The organism is Acinetobacter rongchengensis, assembly GCF_003611475.1.
Classification (GTDB): Bacteria; Pseudomonadota; Gammaproteobacteria; order Pseudomonadales; family Moraxellaceae; genus Acinetobacter; species Acinetobacter rongchengensis.
The window spans coordinates 22,343-47,352 of the sequence record NZ_RAXT01000010.1; the positions used below are offsets into that span (position 1 = coordinate 22,343).

The window sequence follows — 25,010 nt, forward strand, 5'->3', positions numbered from 1 at the left end:
TTATTCAATATTCAAACCATAAATAAGAAGCTGACTTTATTTGTTTCTTAAATTCATTTTTTAATCGGCGACTTGGTTACATTCTTTTAACTCAGCAGAGTTTTTTGTCCAAATTTTTCCCGCAGAGTTTTTATAGAAGCTAATTTTTCCTACACGTATCACTAAATTTTGACATGAGTCTATAGAAAGCTCTTTTCCCCAAGGACCAGTTAAGCGACAGGTCGTACCATCACATTTCCAAACCACATTTGGGCCATTTTCAATTGGTACAGTGACAGTACCCACATGTGATGAGCCAGCAGTCCAAGTGGTATCATCTGCTTGAGCCAAAGGAGAGAAAAGCATACAACAGCCAATGAGTAGATTTGTTATTTTCACAGATCATCTCCTATTTATTTTGGGTTAAAGGTGTTGGTTTAGTTTGATTGCTCAGCTAAATTGTCTTAAAAAAGCTTATTCAAAATAAATATTATATCGATCAATAAGGAAAATTGTTGAATTATTGTTCTGTACCCATTTAAAAACAGAGATTGTATCTGTCATCATTTTTTATTTCGCTTAGAATCAACAAAAATCAGGAGTTTTGACAATGAAAATGTACCAAGTTGATGCTTTTACACAACAATTATTTAAAGGTAATCCCGCTGCAGTGCTCGTACTGGATCAATGGCTTGATGATGAGTTGATGCAAAATATTGCTTTGGAAAATAATTTGGCTGAAACGGCTTTTGTAAAACGAATCGATGATGAAAATTACCAAATTCGTTGGTTTACCCCAAAAGTTGAAGTTGATTTCTGTGGGCATGCAACTTTGGCATCAGCTTTTGTTTTGTTTAAAGATTTTACCAAGGCTAAAAAGATACAATTTCATGTTAAAAATTTAGGTATTTTCACGATCCATCAAGCAGATGATGGCAAAATTCAAATGAATTTTCCAATTCGAAAAGCTCAAAAACTCACAGATTATCCTGAATTGCTTAATCATGTGATTGATAAACCATTTAAAGAAGTTTATGCCAACGCACAAGCGTTTATTTTAGTTTGTCATTCAGCACAAGATGTAATTGATGCAATACCTAACCTTGTTCATATTCAAATGATTGCAGATGAGCATAAAGTGAGTACGGCTATTACTGCCTACCACGAAGGTTTAGATGTGACGATTACGGCTGAATCTGATGACTATGATTATGTCGCACGTTATTTCGCACCGCATAAAGGGATTAACGAAGATCCTGTTACAGGTTCGATGCATACGGGTTTAGCGCCGTTATGGGCAGAGAAATTAAACAAAGATCAATTGGTTGGTTATCAAGCTTCAGCGCGTGGCGGGGAGCTTTTTTGTAAGATTGAATCAGAAGATCGTATTGAAATTTCAGGTTATGCAAAGTTGTATATGCAGGCTGAGATTTCACTTTAAACATATTTCAAATCCAAGCTACATCTCTAATGATTACAAAAGCCGTTGAAATAAACGGCTATTTTTTCAAAACTTTACTGTTTATTCTGTTCAGGATTTTTTAAGATGAATGACATATAAATTTTAATATTTCAAAAAATCTGGATTTTTTATGCTCATGCGGTTAAAAAAACTAACGTTATCTTTATGTTTGATTGGTATCAGTGCAACAACATTTGCACAAACCATTTTGGTTAAATCTGAACACAATATCGAAGAATATAAACTCGATAATGGTATGCGAGTTTTACTTGCCCCGAATGATAAAGAGAATAAAGTTTTTGTAAATACAGTTTATTTTACAGGCTCATTGAATGATCCAAAAGGTAAAGGTGGTTTAGCACATTTACTTGAGCATTTGGCTTTTAAAGGGACTGAAAATGTCAAAGGTGAGGAGTTCCAACGCCGTTTAGATCAATACACCTTAATGACCAATGCAAGTACAGATTATTATTCAACAAAATATACCAATATCGTTCGTCCTGAGAAAACAGCGCTCAATGAAATTATTCATTTAGAAGCAGAACGTATGGATAAATTAGTCCTCCAAGAAAAATACGTACCTTCTGAAATTAATATTGTCATGCGTGAACGTGAAGTTCGTATGGATCAACCATTTGCCGTTTTAATGGATCAAATGTGGAAAGCAGCCTATGGCAATCAGTCTTTAGGTCGTTTACCAATCGGAGATTTATCCGAATTACAATCGATTAAAATGAGTGAGTTAAATCAGTTTTATAAAGATTGGTACGCACCAAACAATGCTGTGATGGTGATTTCAGGAAAATTCGATAAAGCAGAAGTCCTCAAACAAATCGATCAAAATTTTAGTCCAATTCCTGCACGAAAATTACCTGCTCAGGCACAAGTGCCTTTATTGGATTCTGCAACAATTAAAATCCGTGATTTTAAAGTACAAAAAGGTAGTGATTTAGCCAAATTCAATATTTATATGAATGGGAAAGATGAGAAAATTCAACCCGTCTTAGCATTGGCTCCCTACCTTTATACCTTACAACCCAGTGGACACTTATATTCAAATATGGTGGAAACAGGTGTTGCCACCAATGTACAGTCTACAACATGGCTAGATAATGACTTTAATTTGGTTTTCATGGGGGCAATTTATGCACCAACGCATGATGCTAAAAAAATTGAAGATTCACTCATTCAAGGTGTAGAGCAAAATAAGAAATTTGACGAAGTTGAATTAAAACGTGTCAAAAATTTAATGAGCAATGCCAATGAAAACCTGTTGAATAATGCGACTGCTGTTGGTGGAATGCTAAGTGATTATGTGGTGTCATCGCATGGTGATTGGGCGCAATATTTCCGAGATCAACAAGCGATTCAGAAACTCACTGTTGCTGAAACCAATGCAACTCTAAAAGCATTTTTGACACCAAATCATCGTTTTAATGGTGATATTCAGCCTACACCTGAAGATCAGAAGAAAGCCTTAGAGCAAAAGCAAGCCAGTGAAAAACCTAAAACATTGGATCAGCAAGCGATTGCAGAAGAACCACTGAAAGATGTGAGTGAATATCAAGCTGAAGTACGACAGTTTGTTGAAAAGTCTAAACAACATTTAGATCAGATAGAGAAAAAGATTCAACGTGGGACACTCAAAAATGGTATGCAATATGCACTGTTCCCGACCTCGACACGTGATGATAAGACTTATGCAACGATTAATGTGAATTTTGGCACAGCCGAATCACTCATGAATAAGGCTGAGATTTTAGACTTCACTGCATATTTGTTATTACGTGCTTCTAATCAATACAGTTTGCAAGATATCGCAGATAAAAGCATCGCCGCTGGTGGATCTGCGACAGCCACGGCTTCTGAAAATGGAATGACAATTCAAATCGTAGCGAAGCAAGAGAAGTTCGAAGAGTTCTTTAAATATATTATTTCTGTGATGAAGAATCCAAAATTTGAACAATCTCAATTTGATTTGATTAAATTACAGAGTTTAGCGAGTTTAGATCGACCTTATACTGAACCTGAAACTGTTGCTGCCTTGACCATTGCGAGATTGTTGGAAACCTATCAACCTGGAGATTTGCGTTATCACTTTGAACCTGAGCTTGCCAAGAAGCAGATCAATGCTGCCAGCAATGCACAAGTGATCGATTTATATAAAAAATATTTTGCGATGGATCATGCTCAAATTTCGATTACAGGGCAGTATGATGCTAAAAAAATGCAAGCATTATTAAATCAAGCGTTTTCTCAGTGGTCGAGTAAGCAACCGTACCAACGTCTTACAACGGAATACCATGCTTATAAAGCACAAAAAGTACATGCACTTTCTGAGCAACGTGAATTTGGTAGTTATCAAGCTTTGCAGACTTTACCTGTAGGTGTCGATCATAAGGATGCAGCGGCGTTAATTGTTTTCAGTTATATTTTAGGTGACTCTCAACTTTCTTCCCGTTTAGGTCAAGAATTACGTGAGAAAAATGCCTTGGTGTATGGTTTTGGAAGTAATCTAGATTTGGATTCTTTCAATGATGCAGGTGCGTTAAGTATTGAGGCGAATTATACTGCTGGGAAGTCTGCTGAGGTTTCACAAGTCGTACATAAAGTGCTTGCTGATTTACTCAGTAAAGGTGTTACGACTCAAGAACTGGAAGCGGCCAAAGCAAGTATCATGAAACAACGTGTGACGTCTTTAGAGGATGAGCGTGTTATTCATCGTATGTTGAATAGTCAACTTGAACGTAACAAAAAAATGGAAAGCCGTGCACTACGTGATCAGGAAATTGCAAAATTAACCAAAACAGATGTGGATGCAGTAATTAAAAAATATATTAAGCCTGATCAATTGGTTGAAGTTATGTCTGATCAATATGCAAAAGCTCAAAAGTAACTTTTATCGACTGACTTAGATTTATAATATGAAGAATGAAAGCCATACTGTTGTGTGGCTTTTTTTATTTATAATTAGTGATGGTTAAAAGCGGTCGATACTACATATTTAAAACGATGAATATGGGCGAATTACCATTGGTAATGCTGAAACTAAAAACTAATTTTAATCAATGGAATTTATTCATGTATAACAATTTTAAGTAAAGCTCAAATGTTCTCGTATAGTGTAATTTAATATATTATTTGATAGCGTAAAATAATAGAAATCGTTAAATTGTATGAAAAATATACTTGTTCTCTTCTCATCTGTAGATGGTCAAACTCTAAAAATTTGTAATTATATAAAAGATTTATTGGCTGATGAAGGTTTTAATATTCAAGTTGCTTCTATTGATAGTCATCATAAAATAAACACCAATTATGATTTTATTCTTATAGGTGCGAGCATTCGTTACGGTGGTTATCGTCATTCTCTTTATAAATTTATTCAGAATAATTTATATGAGCTAGAAATGGTTAAGACTGGTTTTTTTTCAGTAAGCGCAATAGCAAGAAAAATAGGAAGAGATATTCCTGAAACAGATCATTACTTTGAAAAATTTAAAAGAAAATCTGATTGGACTCCATGTATTGCTGGAATTTTTGCAGGTTCTATCTCATATCCAAAATATAATTTTTTTGATCGTTTTATGATACAGGCTATTATGTATTTAACGAATGGACCGACTGATTCTTCGAAAGTTTTTGAGTTTACAGATTGGAGTAAAGTTCGATTATTTGCTACTCAAATATCTTATATTCTTAAACAGTAAATCTATTTGATTAAGTTGGAATAGGATGTATAACAGCAGATTTTTTAGTTTTTCTTAGACTGTGTTATATGAATTTAATACAGTTTTGTAAGTTTTTATAATTCTAATATGTGTTTTAGTTCAAGAATGCTTGTTGTCAATTCTAAGTTTCTATCCTTTACATAACTTAAACTTCCTATGTCAAATTCAAGAATGCACAATAAAAAACCGAGGCATGAACCTCGGTTTTTATTTTTTTATCGATCAGAATTACTTCTCAACGAATGCGCGTTCAATCACATAATCACCAAGCTCACCCATACGTGGTGATTCTTTAAGACCATGTTGATCCAATAGAGCAACAACATCTTTTAAGAAAGCAGGGCTACCGCATAACATTGCACGGTCAGTTTCTGGATTAAAAGGAGGTAAACCGATTTTCTTAAAAAGTTCACCAGTTTCAATTGCTGTGGTTACACGACCTTGAGTGTGGAATTCTTCACGAGTTACTGTAGGGTAGTAAATAAGTTTTTCTTTTACCCCTAACTCTTGGAAAAACTCATGGTTTGGAAGTTCATTCAAGATCAAATCTTGGTAAGCCAATTCTGAAATAAAACGAGTACCATGAACCACAATGACTTTTTCATAGCGTTCATAGGTTTCAGGGTCACGAATAATTGCTAAAAATGGCGCAAGCCCAGTACCTGAAGAAAGAAGGTACAAGTTTTTGCCAGGATTTAGATCGTCATGAACCAAAGTACCTGTTGGTTTTTTTGAAATAAGAATGTCATCACCAACTTTTACTTTCTGTAAAATCGAAGTTAAAGGACCATCTGGAACTTTAATAGAGAAAAACTCTAATTCTTCTTCGTAGTTAGCGCTAGCAATAGAATAAGCTCGCATTAAAGGCTTACCATTGACTTCAAGTCCAATCATCACAAATTGACCATTTTTAAAACGTAACGCAGTGTCACGTGTCGTTTTAAAACTGAATAATGTGTCATTCCAGTGGTGTACGTGAGTAATCTTTTCGACGTTGAAAGCAGCCATTAAAGGTCTCAATAAATTATCAAATTAAAACAGTTTACTATTCTAATCTAAAATCATTCTCGATAAACTGAATATATTTAATTGAGCTTATCAGAAAAAGTGATTATGACTGAATTGACTTTGCCAATGATTGGTTATATGCGATCACCTTATAAAGAAAAGTTTGGTATTCCACGCCAACCGAATCTTGTTCAAGTTGAATCTTATATAGAAATGCTTGCACCATATAATGACTTATTGGCATTTGAAGGTATCGAAGAATTTAGTCATTTATGGATTATTTGGCAATTCCATGACAATAAAAATCAACAAGATAAAGAAAAATTTAGACCACAGGTTCGTCCACCTCGTTTAGGTGGTAATAAGAAGATCGGTATTTTTGCGACCCGCAGTATGTATCGCCCTGCACCAATAGGATTATCCGTAGTCAAACTAAAAAGCGTTGAAAAACATGGAAGCACAATTAGGGTTTATCTTGAAGGGAGTGATTTATTGGATGGAACCCCAATTCTTGATATCAAACCTTATATCCAATATTCAGATGCAGTCATTAATGCTAAAAGTGGTTATGCTCAAAATGAGCCTACACGGAAAGTGGTGCAGTGGAATGAGCAAGCCCAATTGATCAAGCAAAAGTTACTTGAGGCAAAGAAAATTAATCCGCAATATATCAATGAGCTAGAACAAGTTTTATCTCTAGATCCACGACCCGCTTATCAACATGATGAAGCACGTGTTTATGGGATGAGGTTTGGAGCATTTAATATTCAATTTAATTGTCATCAAGATGCGATTTATATTCAAAATATTGAATAAATTATTAAAAATTAGTTTTGCAAAGTGAATCGAAGGTTATGAGATTTTGAGTTTATCAAGCAAATCCAGCATTCACACTAAATATATGATGATATTTAGTATTATTTCCAAAAGCGTTTGGCTTGAGCAAAGTTCAGCAAATCTTGCTGTGATTTTAACAGTGCTTTTTGTTTTTCAGCTGCAAGCCATCCTAGGGCAAACCACACTTCAGGTTGCGTTGGGATATAAGGCTGTAACAAGTTTTCAGCAACAATAAAATCATTATATTTCCCTAAACTCTCTTGTGCGGGTTTTAGCATTTTTAAATAGCTTTTTACCGCATTTGGATCATATAAAGATGAAACAAATTCAATGCTATAACGTAATCTTTTAAGCCGTTTTCGGGTACGATGACGCGCTTCAATCTCTAAATCTAAATAGTGTTCAGCATCAAATTGTATACTGCGATGGAGCTTTTCAAGATTTTTAGCAATACTTTTTTCGATTGATTTTGTGGATTGCGCATGCGTTTCTTGCTGTGAAAATTGAATGAGGGATAACACTAAACTCGCAAAGTTCAAGGTTTTAAAGGCATCACTAATTTTATGATTCTCATGTTGCGGTTGTGCTTTAAGTTGTAACTGAGGCGCATCAACAGCTTCAAGCTGGGGTAAGATTTCTTCATAGAGCATACTCCAATCCCGAGAAGTGCCTAAGTCTCGAAATAAATGTGTCAATTCAGTTTGCCAAGTTAAATCAATATTTTGCGACCAATTATCAAAGGTTTTTAAAGCACTGCGTAATCGTCGAATTGCTACACGAGCCTGATGGACATGTTCACTATTGAATTGTTGCGAAGCAATCGCTGTACTATTGGGCAGTAAGTGTTGTAGGCAATTATGGATTACTTTTTTTAAAGCAATTTCAGTTGAATCATTTTTATCTAAATTTAAAGGCATTTGTAGTTGAGCAGGTATTTGCTGAATATTCTGAGCAAGATGAAAGCCTTGCTGCGTTTTACTTAAAATATCTAACCATAAGCCATAACGTTTAACACGCGGTAAAATAAACGACATGAGATCTTGAATCGTACCTTGTTTAAGCTTAAATTTAACTGCATAAATTTCGATTTGATCTTTATGAACGTTTAGAAAACCACGATCAAGTTCCACCTCAATTTGGCTATTTTGAAAATTAAATAGTGTGGTTGATCTTTCCAGTTTTGTCTGAAATTGCATCAGCAATTGTTGTTCAATGTCTGCAATTAATTTTCGAACATGTTTTGGGATTTTATTATTTTGATCATCTTTGAAATCATGTGTATTGAAAATATGATTTTCATCGCAGGTAATATTATGTTTAATATGAAATTTTTTACTTGAGTGATCCGATACAATTTTAACAATCTGTGTCGATTGTTTATTTTCCAAACGTTGTTTGAGTAAAATTGCATGTTGAAATAGATCAAATTGGATATTGTCGAAATAAAGGGTTTCAATCGATTTATGTTGCACGCTTTTACGTTGCAATGCTTTGAAAATTAATTCACGCTTGTCTATTGGAATTTGAAATTTAAGCTCAATTTCTTGCATTGTTAAAATTCCATTTTTATAAATGTTTCAATTAAGTCTAACGCTATTTGCAATATGATTACGTCATTTTTATGTTGTGATTATTATTGAATATTTGTTGTTATAAGTTCCGATAATAAAAGCAAGGATATGAAGATTTTAAGTGAAAAGTCTTTCACTTGAGATTTTTCAATTAAAAATTATCAATTAAAATCATTCATATCCTAGGTAGAAAAGGTTATTTTAGGAATTTACGACTCACCAAGAATTGTTCAGTCGCATCTAATAAAGTTTGTGCATAAGCCTCTTGTTTTGCAGTAAGCCAACCTAAAGCAAACCAATCACTGGCTTCAAGTTCCGTTTGTTGTAAATACGATGCAGAAGAAGCAAGTAGCTGATATTGCTCAGACGCTTGTTGAGCATCATTTAAAGATTTCGCATATTTTTGTAGATTTTTGACATCATAAATATGGGTTAAGATTGGAAAACTAAATTTTAATTCATTGAGTCGTTGTGCCAATAATTCTAAACTTTCCAAATCCGCTAAATCGGCCTGCGTTAAAGCTTCTTGAAGGTGTTTATATTGATTTTGCAAGGTGTTTTGTGCATACCACTTTAAATCATGTTCCTGTGTTTTTTCAGATTGACCTAAACTAAACATCAATAATTCTAAATAATGTTGCACATTCTGTGTAGATTTCACCAAGTTGTTGAGTTTTTCTTGAGCATACAAAATGTCTTTATCTAAACTTTCCGCGGTTTTAGGGTTCTGCAATAAAGCGCCTAGGGTACTTTGCATGTGCTCAAAATGTTGCAGGTTTTTAAAATGGCTTTCAAAAGCAGCCAATTGATGCGCCCATTTATCCGTTTTAATCTCAGTCCAATCTTTAAAGAGAGAAAGACTTAAATGTAAATGATGTAATGCAATTTGAGCTTGATGAATATGTTCAGCTTCGGCCACTTGTGCTGAAATTGCAGAAATATTGGGTAAAAGGTGCTGCATATGATTGGCAATGAGTGCTCTTAAATTCTTATCTGCACTGTCTTTTTTATTGAGAATAATTTCTTTACTGTGTTTTGCAGGGCTTACTGTTTTATTTAATGTTAGTAAATTTCCAAATTCAGCTTTGCTACGAACGTCCAGCCAAAGTTGATATTTTTTAACCCATTCAAAACTAAAAGCCAATAACGATTGGATTGAGCCACTTTTGAGTTCAAATTCAACTTCATAGATTTCTTGTTGAGCTGTATCTGTACGAACTTCTCCAATATCCAAACAAACTTCAATTTCTGCATCTTCAAAATGAATGACACGAAATGTACGTTGGATGTCTGTTTCAAACTGAAGTTTCAAATGTTCGAATTGATCACCCAATGCATTTTTTAAAATCTGATGGGCCTCAGATTGTTCACTATAAATAGATAAATCCAGTTTTGGTGCTTCGGAAAGTTCCCCCAAATCATGATTTTCTTCAATGCGCTGTAAATGGCTTTTTGTCGCAGCTTTAAGTGTTTGTATCCAACGTGTGCCTTCTAGGCGCTGACGGAGTGCTGCGCCATTTAAAGAGAGTTTTTTGTCATCTGTATCATAATACTTTGCTTGTAATTGAATTAGCTCAGATTTTTTAGGGTCTAATGCTTTAAGTAATGCATTTCGACGAGTCTCAGGAATCTGAAATTTTAATTCAACTTCAAGCATGATCAAATCCTAGTAATATTGTTTAAATTAGAAAGTCTATGAGGATACAGCCAACGATTTGCGCAAAAACATTTGTAAAACGTAATCGTGTAAATGAATTGAACTGAATTTTAGTGAGATATTGTAGCGTAAAAATATCAATTAAAATGGGTGTTCTAATGTCGATTTGTGCTCATCTTTTTAGCTTAGCTTGATAGAAGTATTGCTTTGATTGTAAATTCAACATAAATTAGGGATAGAAGGGTAAAAATAGATCAGGATGATTGCAATGAATGCACATATTGAACCAAAAGCAGATGTAGAAATATCTAAACAATTTCAATTGCCTATAAAAAACTATTCAACGTTCTATCGTTTTTATTTAACTGAACATCGCAATATTATGAGCCGTCGACTACATGCAGTTGGAAGCAGTGTCGGGATTTATTTTTTTACTCAAGCTATTCGCCAAAAAAAGCCAAAATATTTTATTTATGGATTGGTATCGGGCTATGCATGTGCATGGGTTGGGCATTTTGTTTTTGAAAAAAACAAACCTGCAAGTTTTAAACAACCATTATATAGTTTTATTTCAGATTGGCGAATGCTATCCGATATTATTCGTGGCAATTTAAGTTTAAAAGACCGTAAATTTGATAAAATTGACAGTTAATGTCTATTTCTAACATAAACGGGTGTTAGATAGCATAACCATTAGATAAATGCTTTCACTTTTATTGAGTTTATTTTGATCTATTCAATATGATTTTTTTTAATTGTTTGAAATAACTTTATATTTAAACTCAATATTTTAAAGTAATACTCATTTTGTTTTTTTGGATTGTTTTATTGATCGTTATAATGACTATTTTGTTTATAAATTATTGGATTTAATTCTGTATATTTCATGTGATTTTTTGATATATTAATGATTAGTCCATGAATTAAAAAAACACAATGACTTATAGAGAATATTATGATGAATTGGTTGAGTTGATTTATAAAATTCCTATTCAAAATGATGGATGGGGAATTTTCCTAGCTAGACTCAATCAAGTAATGGATTCCTCAGCGATTCATGTTATTGGCATGGATTTAAAATATAACGCGTTTTCATATAGTCGTGCAATTTCATTAAATACTGAAGAAGAAAGTGCCAGTATAGAAGTCAATTATATACAAAATTATATTAAGAATGATCCACGGTGGGTTGACGTCTTAAATAAACAGCAGACAGGGTGGTATCAATGTCATCATTTTATTGATGATGCAACCATGGAATCTTCGGAAGTATATAAAAATATTTTAGAACCGAATCAAATTCGTTATAGTGCTGTACATGAATTAATTCAAGATGATCGCTTATGTGTCATTATTGGTATTAATACCTCCAAGCAACGAGCGCCTTTAAATCAAGATGAATTAGATTTTTTAGATCAATTGGTGGTGCATTTAAAAAGAATTGCGGTAATTCAACGCTATATCTTTGAATTTTCAAGTAAAGCAATTATTGGCTATTCACTGATTGATAAATTATCGCAACCGATCATTCTCATCAATTTAGACTGTAAAGTGGTTCATTTGAATACCTCGGCACAACAACTCATTCAAAAAACGAAAGTGGTGAATATATGTGATGATCAGTTGTTATTACCACAACCATTTCAACAAAAATTAGCCAGTAACCTACAAAATATTGAATGTTTATTTAGGCAAAAAAGTGATCATCTACATGACGTCATCAAAGATGGCTGTATTAAACTTGACGATGGAAATGGCGGAAAGATATATATTTTTGCGACCTTATTAATCTCAGAACATGAGTTAAAGACTTTTGGTATTCGACCAACGGTAATGTTGACCATTTATCACCCTAAATATTCACCTACGATAAATTCACATCTGCTACATACAGCATTTAATCTAACACCAGCGGAATCAAGAGTCGCTATTTTATTATTGGAAGGTTTTGTAGCAAAAGAAATTTCAATAAAAAATAATGTTTCAATCGATACTGTGAGAAAGCAAATTAAGGAGATTTTAAGGAAAACGGATACAAATCGACAATCTGATTTGGTGAAATTGTTGTTGAGTATGCCCAAATATTTTAATGAAATTTTAACCGAATAAAAATTTCAATCCCTATTTATAAGTATTTTCAATACTAAAAAATATTTAAAAGATTAAATATTGATTCTTTGAAAAATGGATATGTACATATCAATTAATTTATAAATCGCTGGCTTATATAGTTGAGTTTTAGATCTATTGATGGATTTAAGTTTCGAGAATGAGCGATTTAATTTTTGATCAGTTTTTGCTATCTGTTGCAAAGTCGCAAAAGTGAAAGGGGGAATGAGAATATTTATATCGTTAATAAGCCAGTGCATTCCAATTTTTCAGATATCAACAAAGTATAGCGGCGTTTCCAAAACAATAAATTTTATATGCCAATATGTATTTAAATAAAACACTGGTTATACTTCTACTTTGATTTATCTGAGTACGAGTAAAAGTATGCGTGGCCTTTACCTCATCACCAATGATGATCCTATCGATTTACTCCTACAAAAATTAGAAGCAGCTTTGGCAACTCATCATATTGCCATTCTCCAGTACCGTCGTAAGAACATTGTTAAAACAGAACAATTGGGTGAAGTTGAATCGATCAAACAACTTTGTGAAAAGTATCAAACACCATTTGTGATCAATGATGATTTGGAGCTTGCAGAACAGTTTGGTTTAGGTGTGCATTTGGGACAATCTGATGGTGAAATTTCGGATGCAGCTGCACGGTTGCCACAAGGCGTGATTATTGGTCGAACTTGCTTGAATTCATTAGAACTTGCAGAACAAGCCATTGCTGATGGTGCAACTTATATTGCTTTTGGTGCAATTTATGCGACATCGACTAAACCTGAAGCAGGGGATATTGGGCTGGATGTTTTAAAGCAGGCTTCTGAAAAATTTGACCTACCGATTTGTGCAATTGGTGGTTTAACTGTTGAAAATTCAAAAGTTGTGATTGATTCGGGTGCTGACCTTTGCGCCGTGATTAGTGATATATTAGCTTTACCCGTTGAAAATATTCCAGCACGTGTCGCAGCATGGGCACAACTTTTTGCAGAAACAGCATCATCTTAATTTATATTGCCGTTTTTATATCATATTGAAATTTTAGTATTTTACAGGATTGAGTAGATTTATGAGCTTATCTCCAAAGCAAGAACAATTGTTTAAACAAGCCAGTAAGCATATTCCAGGTGGTGTGAATTCACCTGTACGTGCATTTAATGGCGTGGGTGGTACGCCAGTGTTTATTGAAAAAGCCAAAGGTGCTTATTTATATGATGTCGATGGTAAACGCTATGTTGACTATGTCGGTTCTTGGGGACCCATGATTTTAGGTCATGCCCATCCTGATATTATCCAAGCAGTGCAAGATGCTGCTGTTGATGGTTTAAGTTTTGGTGCACCGACAGTACATGAAACGACATTGGCAGATATTATTTGTGAAATTATGCCTTCGATTGAAATGGTACGTATGACCAATTCAGGTACTGAAGCAACTATGACTGCAATCCGTCTCGCACGTGGCTATACGGGCCGTGACATGATTGTAAAATTTGAAGGTTGTTATCATGGGCACTCAGATTCGTTATTGGTAAAAGCGGGTTCGGGTATGTTAACTATGGGCGAACCGACTTCGAAAGGCGTGCCTGCTGATTTTGCTAAACATACAGTGACTTTACCCTATAACGACATCGAAGCTGTCAAAGCATGTTTTGCTAAATTTGGAAATGAGATTGCGGGTGTCATCGTTGAACCTGTTGCGGGCAATATGAATTTGGTTAAACCGATTCCAGGCTTCCTTGAAACAATTCGTGAACAATGTGATCAATATAAATCAGTGTTTATTATTGATGAGGTCATGACCGGTTTCCGTGTTGCATTAGGGGGGGCGCAAGCCTATTACAATGTAAAACCTGACTTAACCACTCTCGGTAAAATTATTGGGGCAGGGCTACCAGTGGGGGCTTTTGGTGGTAAGCGTGAAATTATGGAATGTATTGCACCTCTAGGTGGTGTATATCAAGCTGGAACATTGTCTGGAAATCCATTGGCCATGCGTGCAGGGATTAAGATGTTTGAAAATTTACGTCAACCTAATTTCCATCAAAATTTGTCTGAAAAATTAGATCAATTATTAAAAGGCTTACAAGCTGCTGCTGATCAAGCAGGGATTCCTTTCTTTACTCAGCAAGCAGGTGGTTTATTTGGAATTTACTTTACAGATCAAAAAGAAATCACCAGTTTTGACCATATTCTGAAATGTGATATTGATGCGTTCCGTCAATTCTTCCATGGCATGTTACAACGTGGTGTAAATCTTGCACCTTCAGCGTTTGAAGCTGGTTTTATCTCTGCTGCGCATAGTGATGAAGATATTCAATTTACGATTGAGATGGCTAAACAAGTTTTTGCTGAAATGAAGTCGATTTAATTCAATTAGCTATGATCGAAAAAGCTCGCTGTTTACTGCGAGCTTTTTTATGACGTATATTTTCAAATAAAACTACAAACGATAAAACTGTTTCGCATTGTGATGAAATACTTTTTCTAGTGCATTTTCATCATATTGCTGCACGATATCACTAAATGCATCAATGATATTGACTAAACTGGTATTGACCCGATCCATTGGAAAGTTTGAAGCAAACATGACCCGATAGGTTCCAAAACTATCGAAAGTATGGGTAATTAAAGGAGCAACAAGATCAATGATTTGCTGTTTAGAAGCCAATTGTTTTTTCTTATAAAACTGATGTCCTAAAACAGGCATAAACAATCCAGACATTTTGGTGTAGACATTGGGTAAAGTCCCAAGTTCGGCCATATAGTCTTGCCATTGATAGAAAATATTTTCTCGAGCCGTTTCAGTTAAGCCTGTATTTTGTCCTACCTTTCCAAACAGCCCAACAGGTGTGCCCAAATGATCCAAAACAATCGATGTTTCAGGAAATCTTTTGGCTAATTCGATCACATCTGGAATCTGAGTTGAATACACCCATGCATCAAAGCTGAGGTTATGTTGCGCAATTTGTTCAAAACCTTTTAGAAATTTTTTATTGGTATATAAACTTGGATCATCTGTCCAATTATGAACACCTTGATCTTCATGGAATGAAGCCATGCGACGAATACCACGTAAACGTTTTGAGGCTTTTTGATGTAATTTTAATATCTTTTTAAAATTACTATCGCAAGGATCAGCAGTAGCAACGATCCCGCCTAGCTGAACAGTATCATCATTAAAAGGTAAAGATTCTAGAAATTCAGTTTCCCCAACGACACCTTTGCCCTTATGGTTAGCCCAACTTGCTTCTACATGGACGACTTGTTCAACGTGATACTGACCAATATCATTTTTGTAATCTTGAGGTAAATACGGTTGAGTGATATGTGTGGTTAAACCAACAGTATCAATCAGATCTTTGGGTTTAACTAAACGCACCATTTTATCTAAGAGGAAAGGGTGATTTCCCAGTAGTTTAACGGCAAGTGCAGCTGCATGGGGTGTATGGTATGGATCCCATTGATGAATATGAGGATCAATAATTGGGAAATTGATATGTTGCATATAAGGTCCAAGTTGTTTTTTTTATTAGAAATACAATACATCAAATTGATAAAGTATGAATGTTATGTTTAGTAAATTTATTCACTATTAATATCTTAATTGAAAGATTTATTCATTTTAAATCGAATATAACAAAAGCCCAATTGGGCCTTTGTTATATTGCATTATTGAAATAAATTAGTGTTGATGACCATCTTTTTTATCATGTTTATGTGTATGAAACTCTTCATTTTTTCTAAAACGAAGATAGTTGTCAAACTGCTCACAATATTCATCAAAATTGTCTTCGAGCATCATTTGGAACTGTTGTAAGACATAAGACATGACTTGTTCTTTGGCTTCACGCATTTCTTCGCCATCTTTAAAGGTATTGGCAGCAACCCAAGTGTTAAAACGTGCAGTTGCAAATAACATTGCTGCACTCACTTGACCACGAAGTTGTTCTGGTTTGGGTTGCTGTCCTTTTGCAGGACGACAAAATTCGTTGGCTTGTTTAATAAACTCATCAGCACGCTCAAAAAAGACAGCATTCAAAGCTTCTTCTTCGGTAACATCAGCCGCATCGATTTTTTGAGACATGTTTTATTCCACAACTACACATTAATTTTACGCAAGTATTATAGGCAATCCCGTACTTAAACGAAACGTTTTACTTCCTCAGGATCAGCTTTTGGGAAATACGCTTCAAAATTTTCTTCATATTCATCAAGATTACTCTCAAGCATCGATTTGAATTGTTCTACATAATAATCCAAGATGACTTGACGGTCTTTTTTGAAATCATCAACGTGCTGGTAAGAACAAGCAGCATGCCACGCGCTAAAGCGAGCATTGGCATACATAAAAGAAGCACTGACTTTTCCAGGTTCAGTGGTGAGATGTGAAACTTGATGTGTTGAATCGATAAGCTGATTTGCTAAATTAATGAATTCATCTGCACGTTCAAAAAATTGCTCATCCGATTCATTATTTTCATATATTTCATCATTTTTAGACATTCGATTTCCTTTTGTGATCTTGTTTAGCTTTTGCAACTATAGCATACTTAAAATAGCCTAAGCATAGTTGAAATGATTCAGGAAAATAAGATGCAAGATGCAATTGCGGTGCAAAGTTTAAAAAGTGATATTGCATTATTAAAGCAAAATATTTGGCCGCCTGTAGATTTATCCAATGTTCAAGGTTTACCGATTTATTATGGAACAAAACAACAAGTCGATGAATATTATACGCACTGGCTTGGTTTGATTGAAAGGGCGCAAGATTTATATCAACCTTTTATGCAAGATGAAGTGTTAGATGCTGTGCAATTACCGAGTCATTTAAATTTTCCGCTGTTTTTCTTTCATGTAGACCGTATACGGATCAATAAAACCAGAGCGAAAGAATCTAAAACTTTTCGTGGCATTGCTTCATTGTTAGAAAAATGTGGGCAATTTGATGCCGAACAAGTTGCTAAAATGACACACTGGTTGAATAGTGATGATACAGCAGCATTGGTCGCACATCGGGAATTTATCGATTTAAGAACCTATGTATTTCAACATGGCCAAAGTGAATATACACGTACCCGTTTTTATGTGAATGGTATCGTGTTAAGTACAGAAAAAGATTTCGAAATTGTTGATGCAAGAGAGAAGCCACGTAAGCAACGCAATGATAGTTATCGTGATCCTTTAGCTGATAATGGCGTATGGAAGATTTTTGGAAAGTATAAATAAGAACAGATTGATCTTAAGATTTTAAGAGGAACACTTATATAGCTTGATATAAGTGTTTATAAATCTATAAATTATTTTGCAGCATCAATTGCTTGACTTGCGACTTTATTGAATAGATTACATTCAGACTTTAATGCTTTGAGAAAAATGCCTTGCATTTTCGCGTTTATACTTTCTTTGCCAAATAAAGTTATTGCTTGTTGATAATTTTGCTCATACTGTTTTGTTTTATTTGCATAAGAATTATATACACCGTTGTTATAATATTCGGCATAGTAATAATTCGCGCCAATTTTAACCACAGCTTCTATAGGCATATTTGATTGAATTTTTTTTGATAAATACAATGGATATTTATTCAACGTTTTTTGCGTATATCCCAAAGGAAAAGATTTTTTTAGATCAAAGTTGGCTGAAGAGTTGCTCATATCAATATTGGCAAATGCAACATTATTTGAAGAAGTTGTGGATTTTAAGCAAGTTGCTCCAGCTGGAAACGTTTTACCGTGGAGTTTTTTTACATAATAGGCAGGATATGTTCCAACAATTTCAGTCAATGTTGAATCTAAACCAGTAAAATGATTAAACGGATGCACAAATTCACTGATTGATTTTTCAGACAAATCAATCTCTTCATATTTATCAGTGCGTATTAGTTCCTGACTTGCATTGCTTGAGAATGGAGTATAAGTCCACATTATAGATTTTTTTGATGTGGGGGTGATTTTCGAGAAGGTTGTTAGTTGATATCCAAAGTTTGGTTCATCTGTAATTGAAGCTTGATATAAACCATCATTTGCCAAAACTGTATATAGGTATTCAGTTAGGTCTAAATTGTTACTACCATCTGTTGCATATTCTGCTTTGATATAAAGATTATTATCTTTAAGACTATATTTAACTTTTGAGAATAAATTTACATCTTTTGTCGTATATCCTACCCCATAAGCATACCACTCAGTGTCAGTTATTACGGTATAGTTATTCAGTATATTGGAATCAAAAAGCGTCTCTGTAGCATATGTTTTTGAAAATATAAATGGTAAGACAATGATAAAAATTATTTTATTCTTCATAAGTTATCCAAAATTATGAAAACTGGTATCTTAAGTATATAAAATATCTCACTATCATCATATTTAAATAAACTCTTTTTACAAGCTATTTCTAATCGGGGAGGATGGGTATCAAAGGTTTGTTCTCGATGCGGAGTATTTAGAATGATCCTGTTACGATTAAATTGGGGAACGATAATTAAATTAAGATTTCTTTTTCTTTCAAATTTTTATTTAAAAACTTAGGCTTTGAATTCAAGATGTTAATTTTCGTTATTGAAGTAAAGTAATTAAAAAAGCGACCTATTTAGATCAAAACAGGTCGCTTTTTTATTCTCTAATGAATCAATAAATTAGCTTCATTCTATACTTAAAAGCAAATTTAAAGATAAAATTACTGAATGTTATAGCATTGCTTTAATTTTAAATAATCATAATAGATACTGTTTGGTTTATAACGAGCATAATCACACGCTATTTTAAAACTGGTCTCTTTTTCATTGTAAAGCATTTTAACCAATGTCAGGCCTTGCTTATTTTGATAAATATCCCACTGTAAATTGGCTGCCATTGGTGAAATGATTTCACCACGCCATGGGCTATTTGCATATGTATAGGTTTGATTGAATGGCAAAGGTTGCATCATTGCTTTTAATTCTAAACTGGTTGCTAAAGGAATTATAATTTCAGCATGGGCGAATCTTAAAACAGCGACATGATTTTGCGTTTTATTCAGTACAGCATCAACTTGTTTAAATAAATCTTGTTTTAAACCTTGCGCCATATTGGTTGTATAGCCCTGAGCTGTACTAAAGCTCGGCCCTTTGCTGTAGAAATCATTAGCATCATTATATTCGGCATAAAATTGAGCTGCGCTAGTGGGCATATATGCAGTAAAACGAGTTTGTCCGAGCTCTTCTTTTAAACCACCAGAAATTGAATACAACTCATATAAATATGCAGCTGCATCAACAGGACTACTGATTTTATTTTTTCCTTTACCTGTTTCAGTGATGGTTGCACCATTGGGTGCTATAACACTATAGCTTCCGTTATTGGCAAAAACATAATTGGTTTGACCAATTTTTTGAATAAAATCAGTTTTAAATAATGGGGTTAATACATCCAGTGCAACTTTTTGTGCATTTTTGTTGGTGTTTAATTCATTCAATTTTTGCGCTAGATCTGGATTATGTTCTTCATAATCTTGATAGGCTAAACTCGCATCATATACTTTTTGATCTAGCTCGGAAGTGATAGAGGCTAAATCATCTTGAGCATTTAAACTATGAAAATATAAAAGAAAACGGTTTACACCGCCATCAGCCAAGCTAGGGCTCACGGTACTTTTTAAGTGGGTATAACTTGCAGGGGTGATTTGCGCTGTCAAATTAGGTTGTTTTTGAATCAATTCATTGGTAAAGAATTTAGCGCTGTCTACTGCACGATCTACACCAGAGCTTGAAACTTTGATGGTTTTTCCATCTGTCACAGCCTGATTGAATAACTTCGGTAAACGCTGTAATAGTCGATCTGCAATTCCACGATGTTCCTGAATACCAACGGCACTTTCATTGCCATAACCAAACTGGCGAATACCTTCTACACCGTAACCAAGTAAAATATTGGCTTTCATCATAGCTTCAATATCTGGCCCTAACTTTTCTCCAAGCGGTGTGAGTGCGTTGTCTTGTTTTGCTTTTAACCATAAATGATAGAGTGCTAAGTCATATTTCATACTTGAAAGCCCTCGAGAACCATGTCGAGCAACAAGTTGGGTAAATACAGGCTGAAAATCTGTAGGTACCGCGGTGTAATCTGCAATTTTCTGCTGTGGCAGATAAGGTTGCTTAGTTTGCAGAAAGGGAATCGATGCCGTGTCTGTCGGTGGCGTCACTGTTGTTTGAGTATTTTGCTCATTACACGCGCTTAAAAACATACATGTGCTGAGAAAGAGTGTTGAATAGATCAATTTTGAATATTTCATTGTTAAATGAGTAGTTTAGAAAATATGCATAACCCTATAGGTGGCATATGACGTTTTGATGACCTCATCCAAGCAATCTTTTTACTGGGCAGTTTTTAGATATTTCACTGTGTATTACCTGATCTTTTTTAAGTTGCTTGAATCTGATAATATTTTTAAATATCAATAACTTTTTAATATTTACGATGTTTTGCTCTGTGAGCATTGAATAATAATACAGCGGTTTTCTTGTTTAGTGAATGATTTAATTCTGACTTCAGAACGTGATAAGTTACATAATTTTTATAGACGACTGGTCTATTATTATTTATATTTAAATGATGAAACGATCAAACAAAAGTGAAGCCACACGACAACATATCTTAGATACCAGTTTTGAATTGGTATTACGTAAAGGATTCGTCGGCGTTGGCTTACAAGAGATTTTAAAAGCCTGTGGCGTTCCGAAAGGTTCGTTTTACTATTATTTTGAGTCAAAAGAAGCGTTTGGCTGTGCGTTGTTAGCGCAATATATACATGACTATAAAGCGAAAATTGAGCAAATTTGGTTACAGACAGACGGCAGTGCCTATGCACGTTTGATGGCACTTTGGCAGGCATGGATAGAAGATCCCGTTCATGGAGGGTGGGCAGAAAATTGCCTGATTGTGAAGTTGGCAGCAGAAGTTTCTGATTTATCGGAAGATATGCGAAAAATTTTAAATTTCGGTGTGACTAAATTGACTGAGCGTGTAGCGAGTTTATTACACGAAGGCCAGCAAGAAGGTTCAATTCCAAAACACATTGATCCAAATAAAATGGCACAAGTGATGTATCAGCTTTGGTTAGGCGCTGCATTATTGGCCAAACTCGCTCAAGATAAAGCACCGCTTCATTTGGCTTTAGAGACCACACAAAATCTATTAGATCCAATTAAAGGATAATCTATGCAAAGTATTATTCACCGTAGTTTTGGCGAACCTGTTGATGTCTTGGAATTGGCGGAAATGCCACAGCCTGAGCCGAAAGCAGGGCAAGTGCGTATTAAAACAATTTTATCTCCCATGCATAACCATGATGTCTGGACAGTACGTGGCAGCTATGGCTATAAGCCTGAGTTACCAGCAATCGGCGGTAGTGAAGCTGTCGGTATCATTGATGCATTAGGTGAGGGAGTGACAGGTATCGCAGTTGGACAACGTGTTGCTGTTGCTGGCGTACATGGTAGCTGGGCCGAATACTTTATTGCCCCTGCACAAGCCGTTGTTCCCTTGAACGATGCGATTCCTGATGAGTTAGCCGCACAGCTGATTGGTATGCCAATCAGTGCTTTAATGCTACTTGATTTTGCCGATATTCGAGCTGGGCAATGGATGATCCAAAATACAGCCAATGGTGCAGTCGGTAAAACTGTTGCGATGATTGCTCAAGCACGTGGCATTCATGTGATTAACTTAGTTCGCCGTCAAGAAGCAATCAGTGAAATGCAAGCACTAGGCATTCAACATGTTGTTGCAACTGATAATCCTGATTGGCAACAACAAGTTAAAGCCATTCATGCTGACCAGCCATTGTTAGTGGGGGTAGATTCGATTGGTGGGAAAGCCAGTGGAGAATTATTAAATTTATTGGCTGAAAATGCATTACTGGTTTCGTTTGGTAGCATGACTGGAGAAATGATGCAAATCTCTTCAGGTGACTTGATTTTTAAACAAGCGACAGTGAAAGGTTTTTGGGCAAGTGTGGTGAATAAGCAAATGCCTGCGGAACGTAAAAAAGCGTTAATTATCGAGTTGTTAACACTCGCAACGCAGAACAAGCTTGTGTTGCCTGTTGAAGGGGTTTTTGAGTTTTCAGATATTTCTACAGCTGCAGCAAAAGCAACGCAAGGTGCGAGACAGGGTAAAGTTTTATTAAAGCCATAAAACTTTATTTATTAAGTCAAACAGTCAGCCGAGAGGCTGACTTGAAATAAAAACCGAATATAGCAACTTGAGCATAGAAAAGGAAAAATAAAGATGATTGGGCAAATATTGGTTGGATTGATTGCAATACTGCATGTTTACATTTTGATTTTAGAAATGTTTTTATGGGATAAACCCTATGGTTTGAAAGCTTTTGGGAATACGCCTGAAAAAGCGCAACTGACCAAAGTGATGGCACAAAATCAGGGGTTATATAATGGTTTTTTAGCAGCAGGTTTATTGTGGTCTTTACTCGTACCTGAAACCTATGCAATAGCACTGGCTAATTTCTTTTTGGGCTGTGTATTGGTAGCAGGAATTTACGGTGGCTTAACTGCAAGCAAGAAAATTATTTATATTCAAGCTGTTCCTGCACTATTGGCATTATTGGCAGTCAATTTACTCTAAGTGTTTTATTGAGTATGGCAGTGGTGAGTTTTTACTTACCACTTTCAATAATGATTAACTATTGTGTAGGTCAATTATTTTGTAGTTGCATTCGGATTTACAGAGATATTAGGTTTGAAATTATCTGCTTGATAAATCAATTGACCTTCTTTATACGTCGCTAAAATTTTAATATTTTTTATTTGCTGTGATGGTACTTTGAGTGGATCAAGATCTAAAACAACAAAATCTGCGAGTTTGCCTTTTTCCAATGTCCCTTTATCTTTCTCCTCAAAATATTGATATGCCGCCCAATCGGTCACAGATTTCAGCGCAATATAAGGGCTAACCCGTTGCTCTTGACCTAAAACCTCACCCGTTCGTGTGGTACGATTGACTGTTGCATCAATCACCATCATATTTTTAGGTGGGATAACAGGTGCATCATGATGTTCAGTAAAAATTAAATTCCTTTTTAATGCAGATCCAGTAGGGGAAATACGATTGGCACGTTCTGCACCTAGAGTTTCATGTTTATGCCAATCGCCCCAATAATAAGTATGCAAAGAGAAAAACGAAGGAATTAAACCTAAATGTTGCGCACGATCGAGTTGATCTTCTCGCATGGTTTGCGCATGAATGATGACATTACGATGATCTTCTTGGCCAAACTTTTGATTTGCCACTTCAATTGTCTCTAAATATTGGTCGATTGCAGCGTCACCATTGGCATGCGCAAGGATTTGCCAATGGTGTTGATAAGCGAGATTGATGGCATTTTGAACCGTGGATTGCTCAGGATAAGCAGGGTAGCCACGGTAGTTGTTATTTTGTCCTTCAGGCGGGATCAAATACGGTTTTGTGAGCCATGCGGTCTTACCTTGTGGTGAGCCATCAAGGCTGATTTTGACCCCGCCAATTCGAAAATGTTTTTGATATTGCCGACTTGAGCCATATTTAAGCATATATGCTTTTTCATTGATGAGATCTGGATAAACCACCACATCAATATTCAATTGACCAATTTCAGCAAAACTACGCCATAACTCTGCTGTACCTGCATCTGCACGGCCTTCTTGTACTGTGGTATAGCCATTCTTAATATAGGTATTCAACGCCGTTTTCGCCATATTTTGCATCATTTCAGGTGGGACTTTGCTAAAAGCTGTTGCCATCGCTGAAAATACAGCAGCTTCTTCTAATACACCATCAGGCTCTTGAGAACCCGCTTTACGACGAATAATCCCTCCTGTTGGATTAGCCGTGTGCTTATCTATGTTTAGCAATTCAAGCGCTTTATGATTGACTGAGGCCAAATGCCCTGATTGATGCAAAATAATAATCGGTTGGGTAATGGATACTTTATCTAGATCATCTGCAGTCGGATGGCGTTTTTCTTTTAGTTGAGCATCATCATAACCATTTCCAATAATCCAGCCTTGTGTGGCCTGTACAAATGCCCGATTTTGTTGTTGCCATTCTGATAAAGCATTGAGCAAAGAGGGAATATCAGAGATATCACCATCGGGCTCAGGATATAAGTTAGCAACCGTTTGTTGTAGTCCAACACTATTGAGATGACTATGTGCATCGATAAAGCCAGGGAGTAGGGTGTAATGCTTTAAATCAATCTCTTGGCTATTATGGGGCGCTCGTTGTTTGGCTTGTTTTAAATCACCTGCAAATGTAATGCGTCCATCTTTAACCAGTAATGCTTCAACATAATGCGGCGTCATGCCCTGCATGGTTAATATTGAACCACCTCGGATTAAGATATTTTCTGAAGCTTGTGTAATTTGAGTATTTTCTTGAGAAGTTTGCTGTGATTGAACAGTTGTATATTGAGGTAGCGTTGTGCAACTGGTGATGAAGACACAACTCGTGATCGATAGTATGGGGAAAGCTGTTGGGATAAGTTCAGAAAGGCGTAGCAACATTTTTATCCCCCATATTTAAATTATAAAAGTTTTAAATTATAAAAAGCGATTCAGGAAAATATATTGAGTGTCAAATCAGTAGATTGAAAATTTAACTTAGCAGAGATGGTTATTT

At 35.2% G+C, this 25,010-nt stretch carries 22 protein-coding genes; 12 read left to right on the forward strand and 10 right to left on the reverse strand.

From position 1 onward, the window contains the following. Positions 1 to 60: 60 nt before the first annotated feature. A complete protein-coding gene (locus tag D7V20_RS07225; protein ID WP_089604696.1) occupies positions 61 to 345 on the reverse strand; it encodes a hypothetical protein in 285 nt (94 codons plus the stop codon). A gap of 244 nt (positions 346 to 589) precedes the next feature. Between D7V20_RS07225 and D7V20_RS07230 the strand changes: the two genes are divergently transcribed. The 3 genes from D7V20_RS07230 to hemG all read left to right on the forward strand — a co-directional run bounded on the left by D7V20_RS07230 (position 590) and on the right by hemG (position 5,151). Continuing rightward, the gene (locus tag D7V20_RS07230; protein WP_120383640.1) at positions 590 to 1,420 is read left to right on the forward strand and encodes a PhzF family phenazine biosynthesis protein; all 831 of its coding nucleotides are present in this window, start codon (positions 590 to 592) and stop codon (positions 1,418 to 1,420) included. 151 nt (positions 1,421 to 1,571) lie between these two features. Beyond that, positions 1,572 to 4,337, forward strand: coding sequence for a M16 family metallopeptidase (locus D7V20_RS07235; RefSeq protein ID WP_120383641.1), 2,766 nt, complete (start codon positions 1,572 to 1,574; stop codon positions 4,335 to 4,337). 280 nt (positions 4,338 to 4,617) lie between these two features. Further along, the gene (gene hemG, locus D7V20_RS07240; RefSeq protein ID WP_120383642.1) at positions 4,618 to 5,151 is read left to right on the forward strand and encodes a menaquinone-dependent protoporphyrinogen IX dehydrogenase; all 534 of its coding nucleotides are present in this window, start codon (positions 4,618 to 4,620) and stop codon (positions 5,149 to 5,151) included. A gap of 249 nt (positions 5,152 to 5,400) precedes the next feature. Here hemG and D7V20_RS07245 read toward each other — a convergent pair whose 3' ends face one another. After that, on the reverse strand, positions 5,401 to 6,180 hold the full coding sequence (locus tag D7V20_RS07245; RefSeq protein ID WP_120383643.1) for a ferredoxin--NADP reductase: 780 nt from the start codon (positions 6,178 to 6,180) through the stop codon (positions 5,401 to 5,403). Positions 6,181 to 6,285: 105 nt separating this feature from the next. Here D7V20_RS07245 and tsaA point away from each other — a divergent pair, with 105 nt between their 5' ends. Then, positions 6,286 to 6,996: a tRNA (N6-threonylcarbamoyladenosine(37)-N6)-methyltransferase TrmO gene (tsaA, locus tag D7V20_RS07250; protein ID WP_171407775.1), complete on the forward strand. Its 711-nt coding sequence runs from the start codon at positions 6,286 to 6,288 to the stop codon at positions 6,994 to 6,996. Positions 6,997 to 7,097: 101 nt separating this feature from the next. Here the strand turns inward: tsaA and D7V20_RS07255 are convergent, their stop codons facing one another. Both D7V20_RS07255 and D7V20_RS07260 read right to left on the reverse strand, forming a co-directional pair. Further along, a complete protein-coding gene (locus D7V20_RS07255) occupies positions 7,098 to 8,567 on the reverse strand; it encodes a CYTH and CHAD domain-containing protein (RefSeq protein WP_120383645.1) in 1,470 nt (489 codons plus the stop codon). A gap of 217 nt (positions 8,568 to 8,784) precedes the next feature. Beyond that, positions 8,785 to 10,245, reverse strand: coding sequence for a CYTH domain-containing protein (locus D7V20_RS07260; protein WP_120383646.1), 1,461 nt, complete (start codon positions 10,243 to 10,245; stop codon positions 8,785 to 8,787). Positions 10,246 to 10,513: 268 nt separating this feature from the next. Between D7V20_RS07260 and D7V20_RS07265 the strand changes: the two genes are divergently transcribed. From D7V20_RS07265 to hemL, 4 genes are all read left to right on the forward strand, one after another. Further along, positions 10,514 to 10,897: a DUF962 domain-containing protein gene (locus D7V20_RS07265; RefSeq protein WP_120383698.1), complete on the forward strand. Its 384-nt coding sequence runs from the start codon at positions 10,514 to 10,516 to the stop codon at positions 10,895 to 10,897. A gap of 284 nt (positions 10,898 to 11,181) precedes the next feature. Continuing rightward, positions 11,182 to 12,354: a helix-turn-helix transcriptional regulator gene (locus D7V20_RS07270; RefSeq protein WP_120383647.1), complete on the forward strand. Its 1,173-nt coding sequence runs from the start codon at positions 11,182 to 11,184 to the stop codon at positions 12,352 to 12,354. Between the two features lie 387 nt (positions 12,355 to 12,741). Further along, the gene (thiE, locus tag D7V20_RS07275) at positions 12,742 to 13,368 is read left to right on the forward strand and encodes a thiamine phosphate synthase (protein WP_120383648.1); all 627 of its coding nucleotides are present in this window, start codon (positions 12,742 to 12,744) and stop codon (positions 13,366 to 13,368) included. Between the two features lie 61 nt (positions 13,369 to 13,429). Continuing rightward, positions 13,430 to 14,728 carry a glutamate-1-semialdehyde 2,1-aminomutase gene (gene hemL, locus D7V20_RS07280; protein WP_120383649.1) on the forward strand — a complete coding sequence of 433 codons (1,299 nt, stop codon included), beginning with the start codon at positions 13,430 to 13,432 and terminating at the stop codon, positions 14,726 to 14,728. Between the two features lie 72 nt (positions 14,729 to 14,800). Here hemL and D7V20_RS07285 read toward each other — a convergent pair whose 3' ends face one another. From D7V20_RS07285 to D7V20_RS07295, 3 genes are all read right to left on the reverse strand, one after another. Beyond that, positions 14,801 to 15,865, reverse strand: coding sequence for an amidohydrolase family protein (locus D7V20_RS07285; protein WP_120383650.1), 1,065 nt, complete (start codon positions 15,863 to 15,865; stop codon positions 14,801 to 14,803). A 177-nt stretch (positions 15,866 to 16,042) separates the two neighbouring features. Further along, a complete protein-coding gene (locus D7V20_RS07290) occupies positions 16,043 to 16,444 on the reverse strand; it encodes a DUF3144 domain-containing protein (RefSeq protein WP_120383651.1) in 402 nt (133 codons plus the stop codon). Between the two features lie 56 nt (positions 16,445 to 16,500). After that, positions 16,501 to 16,863, reverse strand: coding sequence for a DUF3144 domain-containing protein (locus tag D7V20_RS07295; protein ID WP_120383652.1), 363 nt, complete (start codon positions 16,861 to 16,863; stop codon positions 16,501 to 16,503). 90 nt (positions 16,864 to 16,953) lie between these two features. On the opposite strand from D7V20_RS07295, the gene D7V20_RS07300 reads away from it, so the two are divergent. Beyond that, positions 16,954 to 17,586 carry a hypothetical protein gene (locus tag D7V20_RS07300; protein WP_120383653.1) on the forward strand — a complete coding sequence of 211 codons (633 nt, stop codon included), beginning with the start codon at positions 16,954 to 16,956 and terminating at the stop codon, positions 17,584 to 17,586. 71 nt (positions 17,587 to 17,657) lie between these two features. Here the strand turns inward: D7V20_RS07300 and D7V20_RS07305 are convergent, their stop codons facing one another. Together D7V20_RS07305 and D7V20_RS07310 are read right to left on the reverse strand one after the other, a co-directional pair. Beyond that, positions 17,658 to 18,662, reverse strand: a complete 1,005-nt coding sequence (locus D7V20_RS07305) for a hypothetical protein (RefSeq protein ID WP_120383654.1) — start codon at positions 18,660 to 18,662, stop codon at positions 17,658 to 17,660. 373 nt (positions 18,663 to 19,035) lie between these two features. Further along, positions 19,036 to 20,628, reverse strand: a complete 1,593-nt coding sequence (locus tag D7V20_RS07310) for a histidine-type phosphatase (protein WP_120383655.1) — start codon at positions 20,626 to 20,628, stop codon at positions 19,036 to 19,038. Between the two features lie 320 nt (positions 20,629 to 20,948). Here D7V20_RS07310 and D7V20_RS07315 point away from each other — a divergent pair, with 320 nt between their 5' ends. The 3 genes from D7V20_RS07315 (at position 20,949) to D7V20_RS07325 (ending at position 22,979) form a co-directional block, all read left to right on the forward strand. After that, positions 20,949 to 21,551, forward strand: a complete 603-nt coding sequence (locus D7V20_RS07315; RefSeq protein ID WP_120383699.1) for a TetR/AcrR family transcriptional regulator — start codon at positions 20,949 to 20,951, stop codon at positions 21,549 to 21,551. Positions 21,552 to 21,554: 3 nt separating this feature from the next. After that, a complete protein-coding gene (locus tag D7V20_RS07320; RefSeq protein ID WP_120383656.1) occupies positions 21,555 to 22,532 on the forward strand; it encodes a zinc-binding dehydrogenase in 978 nt (325 codons plus the stop codon). Between the two features lie 93 nt (positions 22,533 to 22,625). After that, positions 22,626 to 22,979 carry a DUF1304 domain-containing protein gene (locus tag D7V20_RS07325; protein ID WP_120383657.1) on the forward strand — a complete coding sequence of 118 codons (354 nt, stop codon included), beginning with the start codon at positions 22,626 to 22,628 and terminating at the stop codon, positions 22,977 to 22,979. 74 nt (positions 22,980 to 23,053) lie between these two features. On the opposite strand, the gene D7V20_RS07330 is transcribed toward D7V20_RS07325, so the two are convergent. Then, positions 23,054 to 24,895: an amidohydrolase gene (locus D7V20_RS07330; protein ID WP_120383658.1), complete on the reverse strand. Its 1,842-nt coding sequence runs from the start codon at positions 24,893 to 24,895 to the stop codon at positions 23,054 to 23,056. Positions 24,896 to 25,010: the final 115 nt, after the last annotated feature.

Coding starts and splice junctions, on each gene's coding strand:
- D7V20_RS07225 (WP_089604696.1), bottom strand. CDS start 345: ATGCTTTTCTCTCCTTTGGCTCAAGCAGATGATACCACTTGGACTGCT.
- D7V20_RS07230 (WP_120383640.1), top strand. CDS start 590: ATGAAAATGTACCAAGTTGATGCTTTTACACAACAATTATTTAAAGGT.
- D7V20_RS07235 (WP_120383641.1), top strand. CDS start 1,572: ATGCTCATGCGGTTAAAAAAACTAACGTTATCTTTATGTTTGATTGGT.
- hemG (WP_120383642.1), top strand. CDS start 4,618: ATGAAAAATATACTTGTTCTCTTCTCATCTGTAGATGGTCAAACTCTA.
- D7V20_RS07245 (WP_120383643.1), bottom strand. CDS start 6,180: ATGGCTGCTTTCAACGTCGAAAAGATTACTCACGTACACCACTGGAAT.
- tsaA (WP_171407775.1), top strand. CDS start 6,286: ATGACTGAATTGACTTTGCCAATGATTGGTTATATGCGATCACCTTAT.
- D7V20_RS07255 (WP_120383645.1), bottom strand. CDS start 8,567: ATGCAAGAAATTGAGCTTAAATTTCAAATTCCAATAGACAAGCGTGAA.
- D7V20_RS07260 (WP_120383646.1), bottom strand. CDS start 10,245: ATGCTTGAAGTTGAATTAAAATTTCAGATTCCTGAGACTCGTCGAAAT.
- D7V20_RS07265 (WP_120383698.1), top strand. CDS start 10,514: ATGAATGCACATATTGAACCAAAAGCAGATGTAGAAATATCTAAACAA.
- D7V20_RS07270 (WP_120383647.1), top strand. CDS start 11,182: ATGACTTATAGAGAATATTATGATGAATTGGTTGAGTTGATTTATAAA.
- thiE (WP_120383648.1), top strand. CDS start 12,742: ATGCGTGGCCTTTACCTCATCACCAATGATGATCCTATCGATTTACTC.
- hemL (WP_120383649.1), top strand. CDS start 13,430: ATGAGCTTATCTCCAAAGCAAGAACAATTGTTTAAACAAGCCAGTAAG.
- D7V20_RS07285 (WP_120383650.1), bottom strand. CDS start 15,865: ATGCAACATATCAATTTCCCAATTATTGATCCTCATATTCATCAATGG.
- D7V20_RS07290 (WP_120383651.1), bottom strand. CDS start 16,444: ATGTCTCAAAAAATCGATGCGGCTGATGTTACCGAAGAAGAAGCTTTG.
- D7V20_RS07295 (WP_120383652.1), bottom strand. CDS start 16,863: ATGTCTAAAAATGATGAAATATATGAAAATAATGAATCGGATGAGCAA.
- D7V20_RS07300 (WP_120383653.1), top strand. CDS start 16,954: ATGCAAGATGCAATTGCGGTGCAAAGTTTAAAAAGTGATATTGCATTA.
- D7V20_RS07305 (WP_120383654.1), bottom strand. CDS start 18,662: ATGAAGAATAAAATAATTTTTATCATTGTCTTACCATTTATATTTTCA.
- D7V20_RS07310 (WP_120383655.1), bottom strand. CDS start 20,628: ATGAAATATTCAAAATTGATCTATTCAACACTCTTTCTCAGCACATGT.
- D7V20_RS07315 (WP_120383699.1), top strand. CDS start 20,949: ATGAAACGATCAAACAAAAGTGAAGCCACACGACAACATATCTTAGAT.
- D7V20_RS07320 (WP_120383656.1), top strand. CDS start 21,555: ATGCAAAGTATTATTCACCGTAGTTTTGGCGAACCTGTTGATGTCTTG.
- D7V20_RS07325 (WP_120383657.1), top strand. CDS start 22,626: ATGATTGGGCAAATATTGGTTGGATTGATTGCAATACTGCATGTTTAC.
- D7V20_RS07330 (WP_120383658.1), bottom strand. CDS start 24,895: ATGTTGCTACGCCTTTCTGAACTTATCCCAACAGCTTTCCCCATACTA.